The organism is Zeimonas sediminis, from assembly GCF_023721795.1.
In the GTDB taxonomy this organism is placed as follows: domain Bacteria; phylum Pseudomonadota; class Gammaproteobacteria; order Burkholderiales; family Burkholderiaceae_E; genus Zeimonas; species Zeimonas sediminis.
Genome location: NZ_JAMQYE010000001.1, coordinates 79951 through 94192, shown reverse-complemented (window position 1 = coordinate 94192; position 14242 = coordinate 79951). Strand labels below are relative to the sequence as shown.

The 14242-nt window shown below is 72.1% G+C and carries 12 protein-coding genes; 3 read left to right on the top strand and 9 right to left on the bottom strand.

Going from position 1 to position 14242, the window contains the following annotated elements; all coding sequences use genetic code 11:
* Positions 1–46 precede the first annotated feature (46 nt).
* A complete protein-coding gene (locus M6I34_RS00435; RefSeq protein WP_272483751.1) occupies positions 47–760 on the top strand; it encodes a DUF2238 domain-containing protein in 714 nt (237 codons plus the stop codon).
* Positions 761–772: 12 nt separating this feature from the next.
* Here M6I34_RS00435 and M6I34_RS00430 read toward each other — a convergent pair whose 3' ends face one another.
* The 6 genes from M6I34_RS00430 to M6I34_RS00405 all read right to left on the bottom strand — a co-directional run bounded on the left by M6I34_RS00430 (position 773) and on the right by M6I34_RS00405 (position 8635).
* Positions 773–1699 carry a M23 family metallopeptidase gene (locus M6I34_RS00430; RefSeq protein ID WP_272483750.1) on the bottom strand — a complete coding sequence of 309 codons (927 nt, stop codon included), beginning with the start codon at positions 1697–1699 and terminating at the stop codon, positions 773–775.
* 47 nt (positions 1700–1746) lie between these two features.
* Positions 1747–3600 carry a type IV pilus assembly ATPase TfpB gene (gene tfpB / locus M6I34_RS00425; RefSeq protein WP_272483749.1) on the bottom strand — a complete coding sequence of 618 codons (1854 nt, stop codon included), beginning with the start codon at positions 3598–3600 and terminating at the stop codon, positions 1747–1749.
* Positions 3601–3604: 4 nt separating this feature from the next.
* Positions 3605–4468 (bottom strand): class I SAM-dependent methyltransferase, encoded by an 864-nt coding sequence (locus tag M6I34_RS00420; RefSeq protein WP_272483748.1) that lies wholly within the window; start codon positions 4466–4468, stop codon positions 3605–3607.
* A 45-nt stretch (positions 4469–4513) separates the two neighbouring features.
* Positions 4514–4981 carry a DNA-deoxyinosine glycosylase gene (locus M6I34_RS00415; protein ID WP_272486564.1) on the bottom strand — a complete coding sequence of 156 codons (468 nt, stop codon included), beginning with the start codon at positions 4979–4981 and terminating at the stop codon, positions 4514–4516.
* 119 nt (positions 4982–5100) lie between these two features.
* Positions 5101–7044 (bottom strand): molecular chaperone HtpG, encoded by a 1944-nt coding sequence (gene htpG, locus M6I34_RS00410; RefSeq protein ID WP_272483747.1) that lies wholly within the window; start codon positions 7042–7044, stop codon positions 5101–5103.
* 79 nt (positions 7045–7123) lie between these two features.
* Complete coding sequence (locus M6I34_RS00405; protein ID WP_272483746.1) at positions 7124–8635, bottom strand: aminotransferase-like domain-containing protein; 1512 nt, start codon at positions 8633–8635, stop codon at positions 7124–7126.
* Positions 8636–8726: 91 nt separating this feature from the next.
* Here M6I34_RS00405 and M6I34_RS00400 point away from each other — a divergent pair, with 91 nt between their 5' ends.
* A complete protein-coding gene (locus M6I34_RS00400; RefSeq protein WP_272483745.1) occupies positions 8727–9359 on the top strand; it encodes a LysE family translocator in 633 nt (210 codons plus the stop codon).
* Positions 9360–9394: 35 nt separating this feature from the next.
* The gene (locus tag M6I34_RS00395; RefSeq protein ID WP_272486563.1) at positions 9395–10264 is read left to right on the top strand and encodes a DMT family transporter; all 870 of its coding nucleotides are present in this window, start codon (positions 9395–9397) and stop codon (positions 10262–10264) included.
* A gap of 41 nt (positions 10265–10305) precedes the next feature.
* Here the strand turns inward: M6I34_RS00395 and M6I34_RS00390 are convergent, their stop codons facing one another.
* From M6I34_RS00390 to parC, 3 genes are all read right to left on the bottom strand, one after another.
* Entirely contained in the window at positions 10306–10740 is a 435-nt protein-coding gene (locus tag M6I34_RS00390; RefSeq protein WP_272483744.1) for a hypothetical protein, read from the bottom strand.
* Positions 10737–11825 carry an enoyl-CoA hydratase/isomerase family protein gene (locus M6I34_RS00385; RefSeq protein WP_272483743.1) on the bottom strand — a complete coding sequence of 363 codons (1089 nt, stop codon included), beginning with the start codon at positions 11823–11825 and terminating at the stop codon, positions 10737–10739. The genes M6I34_RS00390 and M6I34_RS00385 overlap by 4 nt, the downstream gene beginning before the upstream one ends.
* Positions 11826–11917: 92 nt before the next feature.
* Positions 11918–14239 (bottom strand): DNA topoisomerase IV subunit A, encoded by a 2322-nt coding sequence (parC, locus tag M6I34_RS00380; protein ID WP_272483742.1) that lies wholly within the window; start codon positions 14237–14239, stop codon positions 11918–11920.
* Positions 14240–14242: the final 3 nt, after the last annotated feature.

Here is a 14242-nt window from a genome sequence, read left to right as displayed (position 1 = left end):
TCCTCGGCCCCGCCCCGGCGTCGTCCGCCCCCGCCTCGAACGCCCCTTGGCCTCCAGCGACCGTTACCTGGCGATCCTGGCGGCGCTCTTCGGGGTGCTGTGGATCGCGCTGGCGATCGATCCGCACGACCGCGCCGACTGGGCGCTCGAGAACGCGCTGGCCGTGGTCTTCGTCGTGGCGCTCGCCGCCACCCGGCGCCGCTTCCGGTTCTCGCGCGCCTCGTACACGCTGATCTTCGTCTTCCTGTGCATCCACGAGATCGGCGCGCACTACACCTACGCGCTGGTGCCTTACGACGCGTGGATCCGGGCGCTGACCGGGCAATCGCTGAACGAGGCGATGGGCTGGCAGCGCAACCACTTCGACCGCTTCGCGCACTTCCTGTACGGCCTGCTGCTCGCCTACCCGATGCGAGAGCTGTTCCTGCGGGTGGCCGACGCGCGCGGCTTCTGGGGCTATTTCCTGCCGCTCGACGTCACGATCAGCACCTCGGCGATCTTCGAGCTGTTCGAATGGGGCGCCGCGGAGCTCTTCGGCGGCGACCTCGGCGTCGCCTACCTGGGCACGCAGGGCGACGTCTGGGACGCGCAGCGCGACATGCTGCTGGCCGCGCTGGGCGCCGGCGTCGCGATGCTCGTCATCTTCGTGGTCAACGCGCGCACGCGGCGCGACTTCGCGCGCGAGTGGTCGGAGAGCCTGCGGGTGAAGATTCCCGAGCCGCTCGGCGAGGACGAGATCGCGCGGCTGCGGTCGCGGTAGGCACGCGGCCCCTCACCTCGCCTGCAACGGCTCCAGGAACAGCGCCGGATCGACCATCGCCCGGTTCAGGCTCACCGACCAGTGCAGGTGCGCCCCGGTCACCCGGCCGGTCGCGCCGACCGCGCCGATCCTGTCGCCGGCCGCCAGCCGGTCGCCGGTCTTCACGTCGATCGCGCTCAGGTGGCAATACATCGTCAGCAGGCCGCTGCCGTGGTCGATCCAGACCGTCTTGCCGTTGAAGAAGTAGTCGCCGGTGTCGATCACGCGGCCGGCGCTCGCCGCGACGACCGGCGTGCCTTCGGCCGCGGCGATGTCCATGCCGCTGTGCGGATTGCGCGGCTGGCCGTTGAAGAAGCGGCGCAGACCGAAGGAGCTCGAGCGCTCCCCGTCGGTGGGCGCGCGCATCCGCAGCGACGCGGGCGCGGCCTCGCTGTGCGTGGCCATCACGCCGGCCAGGTGGTCGCGCTCGCGTCGGTAACGCTCCAGGTCCGCCTTCGAGAGGTCGACCTTGGCCCGCGGTACGGTGAGCCGCTGCTCTGCATAGCGGACCGGCTCGACCTCGAAGGACAGGTGAGCCTCGGCCGCGCCGGCGCGGCGCACTGCCAGCCGCTTCGTGCCGGGCTCGGCCGCGAGCGGAATGCCCACCACCGCGGTCCATCGGCCCGGGTCGCCGACTACCAGCACCGGCACCTCGTCGAAGCTGGCCCGGGGCGCTTCGGGCGCCGCGCCCAGGTCGATCACCGCGACACCGCCGGGCACGCTGCGCGGGCGCGGCAGTTCGACCGCGGCGACAGTGAGTGCGAGAGCGCCGGCCGCCACGGCCAGCGCGATACGGACCAGCGCGCGGCGGCTTCGGCCGGCGGCGGACACGATGAAGGACGACAGGGAATAAGACGGAAACCGGCCGGCCGGAGGCCGGCGATGCTGCAGCTTCGACATGCGTCGATGTTACTACCGCAAGGCGGGCGGGCGCCCCGCCCGCGGCCTCATCCCTCGATCGGCGGCGCCGCCTTCAGCACCTCGTCGAGGGTGGTGAGCCCGGCCGCGATCTTCTGCGCGCCGGCCAGCCGCAGCGGCCTGAGCCCGCCCTGCATCGCCTTGCGGCGGATCGCGTCGAGGTCGGGCTTGTCGGAGATCAGCGCGCGCAGGCCTTCGTCCAGCGCGAGAAGTTCGTAAAGGCCGGTGCGGCCGCGGTAGCCGGTCATCCGGCACTCCATGCAGCCGACCGGCCGCCAGGCGCGGCCCGGCCGGGTCGCGCGGAAGGGCTTGAGCAACGCCGACCAGTCGTCGTCGGGCAACGGATCGCCCTCGCTCTTGCAGTGCTCGCACAGCGTGCGCACCAGCCGTTGCGCCATCACGCCGATCAACGTCGACTTCAGCAGGTAGGACGGCACGCCGAGGTCCAGCAGCCGCGTGATCGCCGAGGGCGCGTCGTTGGTGTGCAGCGTGGACAGCACCAGGTGGCCGGTCAGCGCCGCCTGCACCGCCATCTCGGCCGTCTCCAGGTCGCGGATCTCGCCGACCATGATGATGTCCGGGTCCTGGCGCATCAGCGCGCGCACGCCGTCGGCGAAGCCCAGCTCGATGCCGGGCTGCACCTGCATCTGGTTGAAGCTCGGCTCGACCATCTCGATCGGGTCCTCGACAGTGCAGACGTTGACGTCCTCGGTCGCGAGCTGCTTCAGCGTCGTGTACAGCGTGGTGGTCTTGCCCGAGCCGGTGGGTCCGGTCACCAGGATGATCCCGTTGGGCCGCGCGGTCATCGCGTCCCAGCGGCGGCGCTCGTCGTCGGAGAAGCCCAGCTCGGTGAAGTCGCGGACCAGCACCTCCGGGTCGAAGATCCGCATCACCAGCTTCTCGCCGAAGGCGGTCGGCATCGTGGCGAGCCGCAGCTCGATCTCGCGGCCGTCGGCGTTGCGCGTCTTGACCCGACCGTCCTGCGGGCGGCGCTTCTCGACCACGTCCATCCGGCCGAGCAGCTTGATCCGGCTGGTCATCGCGGCCAGCACCGTGGGCGGCACCTGGTAGACGTTGTGCAGCACGCCGTCGATCCGGAAGCGGATCACGCCGAGGTCGCGGCGAGGCTCCAGGTGGATGTCGCTGGCGCGCTGGTCGAACGCGTACTGCCACAGCCAGTCGACGATCGTGACGATGTGCCGGTCGTTGGCGTCGAGATTGCGGCCCGAGCGGCCCAGCTCGACCAGCTGCTCGAAATTGTCCTGCGCGGCCGCTCCGCCCTTCTTCTGCGCGTCGCGCACCGTGCGGGCCAGCGTGAAGAACTCGGCGATGTAGCGATTGATCTCCAGCGGATTCGCGAGCACCAGCCGGATCTCGCGGCGCAGAAGGCCGCGCAGCTCGGCGACCCAGTCGGTCAGCCAGGGCTCGGCGGTGGCGATCGTGACCTCGCCGCTGCGCACGTCGAGCGGCAGGATCTTGAAGCGGGTCGCGTACTGGCTGGACATCACGTCGGCCACGCGCGACAGGTCGACCTTCAGCGGATCGATCCGCACGTAGGGCAGGCCCACCTTGCCGGCGAACCAGGCGCACAGCGTGTCGAGGTCCAGCGTGCGGCCGGTGGTCGGCGAGCGCAGCTTGCGGCGGGCCAGCCCGACCAGCGCGTGCTGCTCGCTCGAAAGGCCGGCATAGCGGCCCGCCTCGTCGGCGTCGGCGTCCGACAGCAGGCCGTCGGCGACCAGCGAAGGCAGCAGGTCCTCGAGCGCGACCCGGCGGCCAGGGCGCGCGGGCAGCGCGGCGCGCGCGCAGGAAGCGGCGCCGGCGGCGAGGGGAACGGTGTCGGCCTGGACGGCGGTATCGGCCCGGGAGGCTGTGGCGAGGCTCATGGCCTCACACTACCAGCGCCGCCTCCGGGCCGACGGCCCCGCCGGACGAACGGCGGCCTGCGCCGTCCAGAAGCGCCCTCGCCCAGCCGGTGGCCGGCAGTCGCCACCGCCGCTCGACCGCCACGGCGCGCGCGGTCAAGGCGCCGGCCTCGACCGACAGCGGCGGGCCGGTGAAGGCCAGCACGACCACGTTGCCGGCCCTCACCTGCGGCATCTCGAGCACGCGGCCTTCGAAGGCGCGGCGGATCCGCGCGATGTTCCGCGCGTACGAAGCGTGCTCGCCGAACAGGTTCACGACCAGCATGCCGCCGGCCGGGTCCAGCGCGGCGCGGCAGTCGCGATAGAAGGCCAGACTGTCGCAGACCGGGCCGCGCGCCTCGGCGTCGTACAGGTCGGCCTGGATCACGCCCCAGCGGCGCTGGCCGGCGCCGGGCGCAGCCGCCGGGCCCAGCGAGGCCGCAGCCGCGGCCATGAAGCGCGCCGCGTCGGCGTGATGGACGGCGAGCCGGGCGTCGTCGGGCGGCAGCGCGAACTGGGAGCGCGCCACCCGGATCACGCCCGCCGAGGCCTCGACCACGTCGACGCCCGTGTCGGGAAGCCTGCGCCAGCACCAGCGGGTCAGCGCGCCGGCGCCCAGGCCCAGCTGAAGGATGCGAGCGGGCGGGTCCAGGAACAGCAGCCAGCCCATCATCTGCGCCACGTAGTCGATCGCGATGTCCCAGGGGCGGCGGATGAACATCGCGCCTTGCACCCACTCGGAGCCGAAGTGCAGGTAGCGGATGCCATTCTCCTCCGACAGCGTGATCGAGGGCTCGGCAAATTGCGGGCGAGACGCGCGGGGCGCGCGGCGTTCCGCGGGATCGCGCAAGTCGCGTGGCGATCGGGTGCGTGCAGGCAAGTTCTGGGCCCGGGTTCAGGTTCGAAGGAAGGGAGACAAGGCCTGCCGCCAGGCCGCCAGCTTGTCCGCCGCAGGCATGGCCGCGTGGGCCGGGCTGGTCGACGGCAGCACCAGGACATCGTAGCCCTGGTCGCGGAAGGCGCCGGCGTAGCGGCCGGCGTGCCGCCCGTTGAAGACTACGCGCTCGATGCCCGGCGCCAGCTCGCGCAGCCGCGAGAAGTCGTTCGGCCGGGAGTCGCGGATCGCGCTGTCCAGGCTCCCCTCGCGCCGGCAGGCGGAGATCACGTCCCAGATCGCGATGCCGTGCGCGACCACGATCGCGTAGCGCCGCTCGAAGGGCATCGCGGCCAGCGGCTCGCCGAGCAGCTGGCCGAGGATGGTCCAGAACAGGTTGCGCGGATGCGCGTAGTAGTGACCGGCCGCGAGCGAGGCCTCGCTCGGGAAGCTGCCGAGTATCAGCAGCCGCGCGCCGGGGCCGACCACCGGCGGGAAGCCGGCCTTCTCCCGGCGCTCGACCGCCCGCGCGTCCGGATGCGCGTCCGGATGCGCGGCCGCCCGCGCGCCCTGCCGTGCGGTCGCGCGAGCGCTGCCCGCCTTGCCGCTCACGCCGACGGCGGCGAGATCGACAGCAGCATGCGGTTGAGCCGCTGCACGAAGCCGGACGGGTCCTCGAGCTGGCCGCCCTCGGCGAGCTGCGCCTGGTCGAGCAGCAGCCGCGCCCAGTCGCCGACCTGCGTGCCTTCGCCCCGCCTGATCTGGTCGTTGAGCCGGGCCACGATCGGGTGCTGCGGATTGAGCTCCAGGATCGGCTTGCGCGGCGGCGCCTTCTGGCCGGCCTGCTTCAGCAGCCGCTCCAGGTGGCCGCTGATGTCGCCCTCGTCGGACACCAGGCAGGACGCGGAGTCGGTGAGCCGGTTCGTCACGCGAACCTCCTTGACCGCGTCGCCGAGCTCGGCCTTGACCTTGTCGGTCAGCTCGCGATGTTCCTCGGCGACCTGCTGCGCCTGCTTCTTCTCTTCCTCGTCCTCGAGCTTGCCGAGGTCGAGCCCGCCGCGGGCCACCGACACCAGCTCGCGGTCCTCGTGCGAATCGAGGAAGCTGAGCATCCACTCGTCGACCCGGTCGGTCAGCAGCAGCACCTCCACCCCCTTGCGGCGGAAGACCTCCAGGTGCGGGCTGCTGCGCGCGGCCTGAAGCGAGTCGGCGGTCAGGTAGTAGATCTTCTCCTGGCCTTCCTTCATGCGGCCCAGGTAATCGGCCAGCGACACGGTCTGCGCGTCGCCCTCGGACTGCGTGCTCGCGAAGCGCAGCAGCTTCGCGATGCGCTCGCGGTTGCCGAAGTCCTCGCCGAGCCCCTCCTTGAGCACCTGGCCGAACTCGGCCCAGAAGCCGGCGTACTTGTCGGGCTGGTTCTCGGCCAGGTCCTCCAGCATGCCGAGCACGCGGCGCGCGCAGCCCTCGCGGATCGCCTTGACGTCGCGGCTCTCCTGCAGGATCTCGCGCGACACGTTCAGCGGCAGGTCGTTGGAATCGACGACGCCGCGCACGAAGCGCAGGTAGGCGGGCAGCAGCTGCTCGGCGTCGTCCATGATGAACACGCGGCGCACGTAGAGCTTCAGGCCCTGGCGCCGCTGCCGGTCCATGATGTCGAACGGCGCCTTCGCCGGCACGTAGAGCAGCTGCGTGTACTCGGCGCGCCCCTCGACCCGGTTGTGGGTCCAGGCCAGCGGCTCGCTGCCGTCGTGCGACAGGTGAGAATAGAAGGCCTTGTACTGGTCCTCGGTGATCTCGGACTTGGGCCGGGTCCAGAGCGCGCTCGCCTGGTTGACGGTTTCCCAGTCGTCGAGCCGGCGGTACTCGCCCTTGTCCTTGTCCCACTCCTCGCGGCGCATGCGGATCGGCAACGAGATGTGGTCCGAGTACTTCGTGACGATGCTCTTCAGGCGCCAGGAGGCCAGCAGATCGCCGAAGGACTCGCCGTCGCCGCCCTCGTCGTCGGGCCGCAGGTGCAGGATCACGTCGGTGCCGCGGCCGGCCTTTTCGACGGTCTCCACCGAGAACTCGCCGCTGCCGTCGGACTCCCAGCGCACCCCCTGGTCGGCCGGCAGGCCGGCGCGCCGCGACACGACCGTGACCCGGTCGGCCACGATGAAGGCCGAGTAGAAACCGACGCCGAACTGGCCGATCAGCTGGGCGTCCTTCGCCTCGTCGCCGGACAGCCGGCCGAAGAACTCGCGGGTGCCCGACTTCGCGATCGTGCCCAGGTGCTCGATCGCCTCGTCGCGCGACAGGCCGATGCCGTTGTCGGAGATCGTGATCGTGCGCGCATCGCGATCGAGGTCGATGCGGATCTGCAGCTCGCCGTCGCCCTCGAGCAGCTCGGGCCGGTTCAGCGCCTCGTAGCGCAGCTTGTCGCAGGCGTCGGAGGCGTTGGACACCAGCTCGCGCAGGAAGATCTCGCGGTTGCTGTAGAGGCTGTGGATCATCAGCTGGAGCAGCTGACGGACTTCGGTCTGGAAGCCGAGGGTTTCCTTCATCGCGCCCATCGTCTTGTCGTCTCTTCGTGTCGTTGCGGTGGCAAGGGTAAGCAAGCAGTCCGCAAGGATTGGGGCGCCACCGCCGATTTCAAGCCCCCGCCGCGGCGTCGCGCCGCGGCCGGGCGGACGGCGGCACGGCCGCCGCCGCGGGCGCCGGCTGCGCCGCCACGCCGGCGCGCGCCCGCACCCGGCCGAGCACGTCCTCCAGGTCGGCCAGCATCCTCGGGTTGCAGGTGGTGGCCACGTTGAAGCGCATCCACGTGCTGGGCCGCTGGTCGGGCAGGAACAGGCTGCCCGGCGCCATCAGGTAGCCGCGCTCGTGCATCGCCTGTGCCACGGCGGTCGTGTCCACCCCGGCATCGGCCCAGACGAACATGCCGATGCCCGGCGTGGCGAAGGGCCGCAGCCCCAGTCGCTCGATCGCACGCAGCGCCGGTTCGTGGGCCTCCGCCAGCCGCGCGCGCAGCCGGTCGAGATGGCGCCGGTAGTGGCCCTCGGAGAGCACGCGATGGACCAGCCGCTCGCCGAGCTCGGGCGTGGTCAGCCCGACCAGCATCTTCAGGTCGGTCAGTGCCCGCGCGAGCCCCGGTTCGCAGGCCACGAAGCCCACCCGCAGGCTGGCCGCCAGCGTCTTGGAGAAGCCGCCCAGGTAGACGACCCGCTCGAGCTGGTCCAGCCCGGCCAGCCGCAGGCAGGGCTGCACCGCCGGGCCAGGGTGCAGGTCGCCGTAGACGTCGTCCTCGACGATCGTGAAGCCGAAGCGACCGGCGAGTTGCAGCAGCCGGAAGGCGACCGCCGGCGAGATCGCGGTGCTGGTCGGGTTGTGCAGCACGGACACCGTGACGAACAGCTTGGGCCGGTGCGCCTCGGCCAGCTCCTGCAGCCGGTCGAGATCCGGCCCGTCGGCCCGCCTCGGCACGCCGATGATCCGCGCGCCCAGCAGCGACATCCGGCCGAACATCAGGAACCAGGACGGCTCGTCGACCAGCACCGTGTCGCCCGGCTTCAGGAAATGCTGGGCGAGCAGGTCCAGCGCCTGCGAAACGCCATTGGTCGTCACGATCTGGCTGGCGCTCACGCCGATGCCGAACTCGGCCAGCTTGTGCCGCAAGCGCTCGCGCAGCGGCGCGAAGCCCTGCGGTTCGCCGTAGTCGAGCAGCGGCGAAGCGCTCTGGCGGCCGAGCGCGCGCAGGCCGGCGGCCACGATGCCGGCGTCGAGCCAGTCGGGCGGCAGCACGCCCCCGCCGGGCATGTTCTGCGGAGGCAGCTTGCGGAACATGTTTCGCAGCAGCCAGCCGATGTCGATCCGCGTGCCCGGCGGCTCGGTCCAGGCGTCCGGCTTGCGCGCGGCCAGCCCCTCGCCGCGCTCGCGGACGTAGAAGCCCGATCCGCGCCGCGACTCCAGGTAACCGCGGGCGATCAGCCGGTCGTAGGCCTCGACCACCGTGAACCGGGACACGCCGTGGCCCGCCGCGAACTGCCGCACCGACGGCATCTTGCTGCCGGGGCGCAACAGCCTTTCGTCGATCCGCGCCGCGTACCAGTCGACGATCTGCTCGACCAACGTGCGGTCGCTGCCGGGGGTCAGGATCCTTTCCATGCCGTGCCGTCCGTTCGACCGGAACAGTCAGCAGCCGAATCGGCAAACTGTACCGGTACCGTACCTGAACGGAAGTCTACACTCCCGCCTCATGCAATCGCTGTCCTTTTCCTCCGGCCACTGGCAGGTCGACCTGCCGCTGCTCGCCGCCTTCGCCTGGTTCGCCTGGGTCGGCTCGGTGACCCCGGGCCCGAACTGCGCGCTCGCGCTGTCGACCGCCGCGAACTTCGGCGCGCGCAGCGTAGGCCCGCACATGCTGGGCGTGGCGATCGGCTTCTCGACGATGCTGGCGGTGGCGCTGGCCGGCGCCCACGGCCTGCTGGCGGCGTCGCCGGCACTCGGCCTGGCGCTGAAGTGGTTCGGCATCGGCTGGCTCGCGTGGATGGGCGTTCAGCTCGCGCGCTCGCGCAGCCTCGCCGAGCGGCGAAGCGCCCGCCCCCCGCGAGTGCACGAGAGCACGCTGCTGCAGTTCGCGAACCCGAAGGCCTGGATGCTGATGACCGCGACAGTCGGCGCCTACCAGGACCTGGCCCGGCCCGGCTGGCTCAACGGGTTGTTGATCGTGGCGATCTTCGTCGCCTGCTGCATGGTCGCGCTGGTGCTCTGGGCCTGGCTCGGCGCGGCACTGCGGCGCTGGCTCGCCGACGGTCGCCGGCTCGCCTGGTTCAACGGGCTGCTCGGCCTGTCGCTGGTGGCGACCGCCGGCTGGCTGGCCCTGTCGTGAGCGCCGCAGCGCCCCGTTCGGCCGAGACCCGCGGGATGCTGCTGGGCCTGGTGGCGGTGGCGATGTTCGCGATGACACTGCCGATGACCCGGCTCGCGGTCGCCGAGCTGGACCCCGTCTGGCTCGCCTGCGCCCGCGCCGAAGGCGCCGCGCTGCTGGCCGCCGCCGCGCTGCTGGCCGCCGGCAGCCCCTTGCCGGCGCGCCGCCACTGGCCGGCGCTGGCCGCCACCGCGGCGGGCGTCGTGGTCGGCTTCCCCCTCTTCTCCTCGATCGCGATGCGCCACACCGACGCGTCGCACGGCGCGGTGATCACCGGCCTGATGCCGCTGGCCACCGCGCTGATCGCCACCCGCCTCGCCGGCGAGCGGCCGAGTCGTGGCTTCTGGCTCGCGGCGATCGCCGGCAGCCTGGTGGTGTGCGGCTTCGCGCTGCGCGAAGGCGCCGGCAGCGTCGGGGCCGGCGACCTGGCGATGCTGGCGGCGGTCGCCACCGGGGCCGCCGGCTACGCCTGGGGCGGCCGGCTGGCCCGCGAACTGGGCGGCTGGCAGACGATCGCCTGGGTGCTGGTCTTCAGCGCGCCGGTGCTGGCCCTGCCCACGCTGTGGCTGAGCCTGCGCACCGATCTCTCGTCGGCCGGCCCGGCGGCCTGGACCGGCTTCCTGTGGGTGACCGTGTTCAGCCAGTTCGTCGGCTTCTTCTTCTGGTACGGCGGCATGGCGATCGGCGGCGTCGCGCGCGTCTCGCAGGTGCAGCTGCTGCAGTTGTTCCTCACGCTGGTCTTCGCGGCCTGGGTCGGCGGCGAGCGGGTCGATGCATGGACCTGGGCGGTGGCCGCGGGGGTCGTGGCGATCGTCGCTGCGGGCCGGCGCGCACCGGTGAAGGCGCTTCCTTCGGCTGCGCGCTGACAGCGCAGTCCGCAGCCGCCGCAGCCCCAGCGGGCCGAGCGTCAGCCCCGGCGGCGTGCCCGCCGCGCCATCTCGGCCAGCAACAGCAGCGCGGCGAGCGCGACGATTCCGGCCGTCCCGACCAAGCTCCGGGGATAGCGGGTCGGCCATGCGTCGAGCCTGAATTCCTTGCCCCGCTGCAGCAACGGCACGATCTGGCCCGCCTGCCAGGTTCCGAACGCCGGCAGCCGGACCTCGACCGTGCCCGGCCCCGTGGCTGCATCGATCCGCACGCTGGCGACCCTCGACCTGGGCTGAGCCGCTACACCGAGGATCGTGCCGCCGAGAGGCCTCGCCTCCTCGGTCCACCGGAGCTCCCCGGGCAGCACGACGACCAGCCAGGCCGACAGCGCGGCCACCAGGATCGCCGCGATTCGGACCGAGAAGAGCGGCGCGCTCGCCCGCTGCGCGCCCCTCGAGGCCGGGCCGGCGCTCATCCGCGGAAGTGCCGCTCGACCAGTTCCGGCGTCACGTCCTCGAAGCGGTCGGGCGACCACTTCGGCGAGCGGTCCTTGTCGATCAGCAGCGCGCGCACGCCCTCGGGGAAGTCGTTGAGCCGCTGGAAGTTGCGCGCGAGCACCAGGTCGAGCCGCAGCACCTCGGCGATCGACAGCTGCCGCGTGCGCCGCAGGTACTCCAGGTTCACGTGGGCCGCGGTGGGCGAGCCGTTGGCCAGGTTGTCGGCGGCGGCGCGGAAGAACGGGTCCTCGGCGGCCGCGGCCAGCAGCGCGTCGCGGATGCCTGCCGCGGTCGGCTGCGCCGCGATGAAGCGGATCGCGTCGAAGTACTGCTGCAGGTTCGACACCGGCATGCCGGCCTTCCAGCGGCGGTGGTGCGACAGGCAGTGCCGGGTCAGCCGCTCGCGGTCGGCGGCCGGCTCGCCGTTCCAGTCGAGCGCGAGCATTTCGTCGAAGAAGCGCGCGCGCGCCTCCTCGGGCACGAAGGCGTCGGCCAGCCCGGCGAATATCGCGTCGGCCTCGTTGACGATCATGCCGGTCAGCGCCATCACGATGCCCGCGCCGCCGGGCAGGCGGTTCAGGAACCAGCCGCCGCCCACGTCGGGGAACAGGCCGATGTGGATCTCGGGCATCGCGATGCGGCTGCCCTCGGACACGATCCGGTGGCTCGCGCCCACAGACAGGCCCACGCCGCCGCCCATGCACACGCCGTGCGACCAGGAAAGCAGCGGTTTCGGGTAGGTGTGGATCAGCAGGTCCAGCGTGTATTCCACGTCGAAGAACGCGTCGCCGTAGACGAAGCGCTTCGGGCCGCCGGCGCGCACCTCGCGGATCACGCCGGCCACGTCGCCGCCGGCGCAGAAGCCCTTGGGCCCGTCGCCCTCGAGCACCACGGCAACGATGCCCTCGTCGGATGCCCAGGCGCGAAAGCGGTCGAGCATCAGCTGGCACATCTCCAGCGTCAGCGCGTTCAACTGCTTCGCGCGGTTCAGCTTCGCGAAGCCGATCCGGCGGCCGCCCGCCGCCTCGCGCTCCTCGAACAGCACCGGTGCTTGCTCGGTCATTCTCCTGGCTCCTGTCTTGGGTCTCGAATTCGGTGCGGCCTCCCGGCGCCGTCAGCGCGGCCCCGGGAAGACGGCGGTTGCGATGCGCGGGCTCAGGCCTGCGGCAGGCTGCGCGGCAGCGCCAGCGCGGCCTGCTTGACCCGGGGCTCGATCAGCTTGCCCTTGCGCGCCCGCGCGCCGGCATAGGCGGCCAGTGCCGCGCCGGACAGCGGTTTCTCGATGGCCTTGGCGCCGCGGCCGGTGCCGCGCACGATCAGCCCGGCGGCGCCGCACACGATCGCCTGCAGCAGCGACTCCTTCGGGTCCAGCCCCATCAGGATCGTGCCGCGGCCGCCGCTGCGCAGCTGCCTGGCCTCGGCCAGCGGAAAGGCCAGCCCGCGCCCGCCCTCGGACACGCAGAACACGGTGTCCATCCCATCGAAGAAGACGGCGGGCCGCAGCGGCGCGTCGCCCTCGTCGAGGGTCAGGAAGCTCTTGCCCTGCTTGGTGCGCCCGACCAGGTCCGCGGCTCGGCAGTGCAGGCCGTTGCCGCCGCGGGTGGCGAGCAGCACGCCGGCCGACTCGGGCGCGGCGAACACGAAGGCCGCGCGGCTGCCCGGCTCGAGCTCGACCAGCGAGGTGACCGGCGCGCCGTCGCCGCGCGCCGAGGGCAGCTGGGCCACCGGCACCGAGTGCACGCGGCCGTTGGTCGCGAGCACGAACAGCTGGTCGGTCGTCATCACCTCGAAGGCGCCGTCGAAGGCGTCGCCCGACTTGAACGAGAACTGCGACCAGTCGTGGCCGTGGCCCTGGCGCGCCCGCACCCACCCTTTCTCGGACACGATGACCGTGACCGGCTCCTCGGCCACGCGCACCTCGACGCTGGCCCGCTCGGCCGCCTCGATCAGCGTCCGGCGGTCGTCGCCGTAGCGCTTGGCGTCGGCCTCGATCTCGCGGATCACCTGCCGCTTCATCGCGGCCGGGCTGGCGAGCAGCGCCTCGAGCCCGCCCTTCTCCTCGCGCAGCTCGGCCAGCTCCTTCTCGATGCGGATCGCCTCGAGCCTGGCGAGCTGGCGCAGCCGGATCTCGAGGATGTCCTCGGCCTGCCGGTCGCTCAGCCCGAAGGCCGCGATCAGCGCCGGCTTGGGCTCGTCGGACTCGCGGATGATCCGGATCACCTCGTCGATGTTCAGCAGCACCAGCTGCCGGCCCTCGAGGATGTGGATCCGGTCGTCGACCTTCGCCAGCCGGTGACGGCTGCGCCGCGTGACCGTGTCGACACGGAAGGCGCACCACTCGCCGAAGATCGCCGGCAGCGTCTTCTGGCGCGGCCGGCCGTCGGCGCCGATCATCACCAGGTTCATCGGCACGCTGGTCTCGAGGCTGGTCTGCGCCAGCAGCGTGTTCAGCAGCTCGTTCTGGTCGATCCGCGAGCTGCGCGGCTCGAACACCAGCCGCACCGCGGCGTCCTTGCCCGATTCGTCGCGCACCGAGTCGAGCACCGCCAGCATCGCCTGCTTCGCCTGCAGCTGCTCGGGCGTCAGCGACTTCTTGCCGGCCTTGACCTTCGGGTTCGTGATCTCCTCGATCTCCTCGAGCACCTTCTGCGCGGACACGCCGTGCGGCAGCTCGGTGACGACAAGCTGCCACTGGCCGCGCGCGAGGTCCTCGAAGCGGTGCCGCGCCCGCACCTTCAGCGAGCCTCGCCCGCCGGCGTAGATCTCGCGGATGTCGGCCGGCGGCGAGATGATCTGGCCGCCGCCCGGGAAGTCCGGGCCCGGCACCAAGGTCAGCAGCTCGTCGAGCGGCGTGGCCGGGTTCCTGAGCACCGCCACGCAGGCCGCGGCGACCTCGCGCAGGTTGTGCGGCGGGATCTCGGTGGCCATGCCGACCGCGATGCCCGATGCGCCGTTCAACAGCACGAAGGGCAGCCGCGCCGGCAGCAGCCGCGGCTCCTGCGTCGAACCGTCGTAGTTGGGCACGAAGTCCACCGTGCCCTCGTCGATCTCCGACAGCAGCAGCTCGGCGTAGCGGGTGAGCCGCGCCTCGGTGTAGCGCATCGCCGCGGCGCCGTCGCCGTCGCGCGAGCCGAAGTTGCCCTGCCCGTCGATCAGCGGATAGCGCAGCGTGAAGTCCTGCGCCATCCGGACCAGCGCGTCGTAGGCCGCGATGTCGCCGTGCGGATGGAAGCGGCCGAGCACGTCGCCGACCACGCGCGCCGACTTGACCGGCTTGGCCGACGGGCCCAGCCCCATCTCGTTCATCGCGTGCAGGATTCGCCGCTGCACCGGCTTCTGGCCGTCGCACACGTCGGGCAGCGCCCTGCCCTTGACCACCGAGATCGCGTAGTCGAGGTAGGCGCGCTCGGCGTAGCTCGCCAGGGTGAGCGCCTCGTCGTCGGACGGGGCGTTGGCAAAGAGGTCCTGTTCGATCATGGA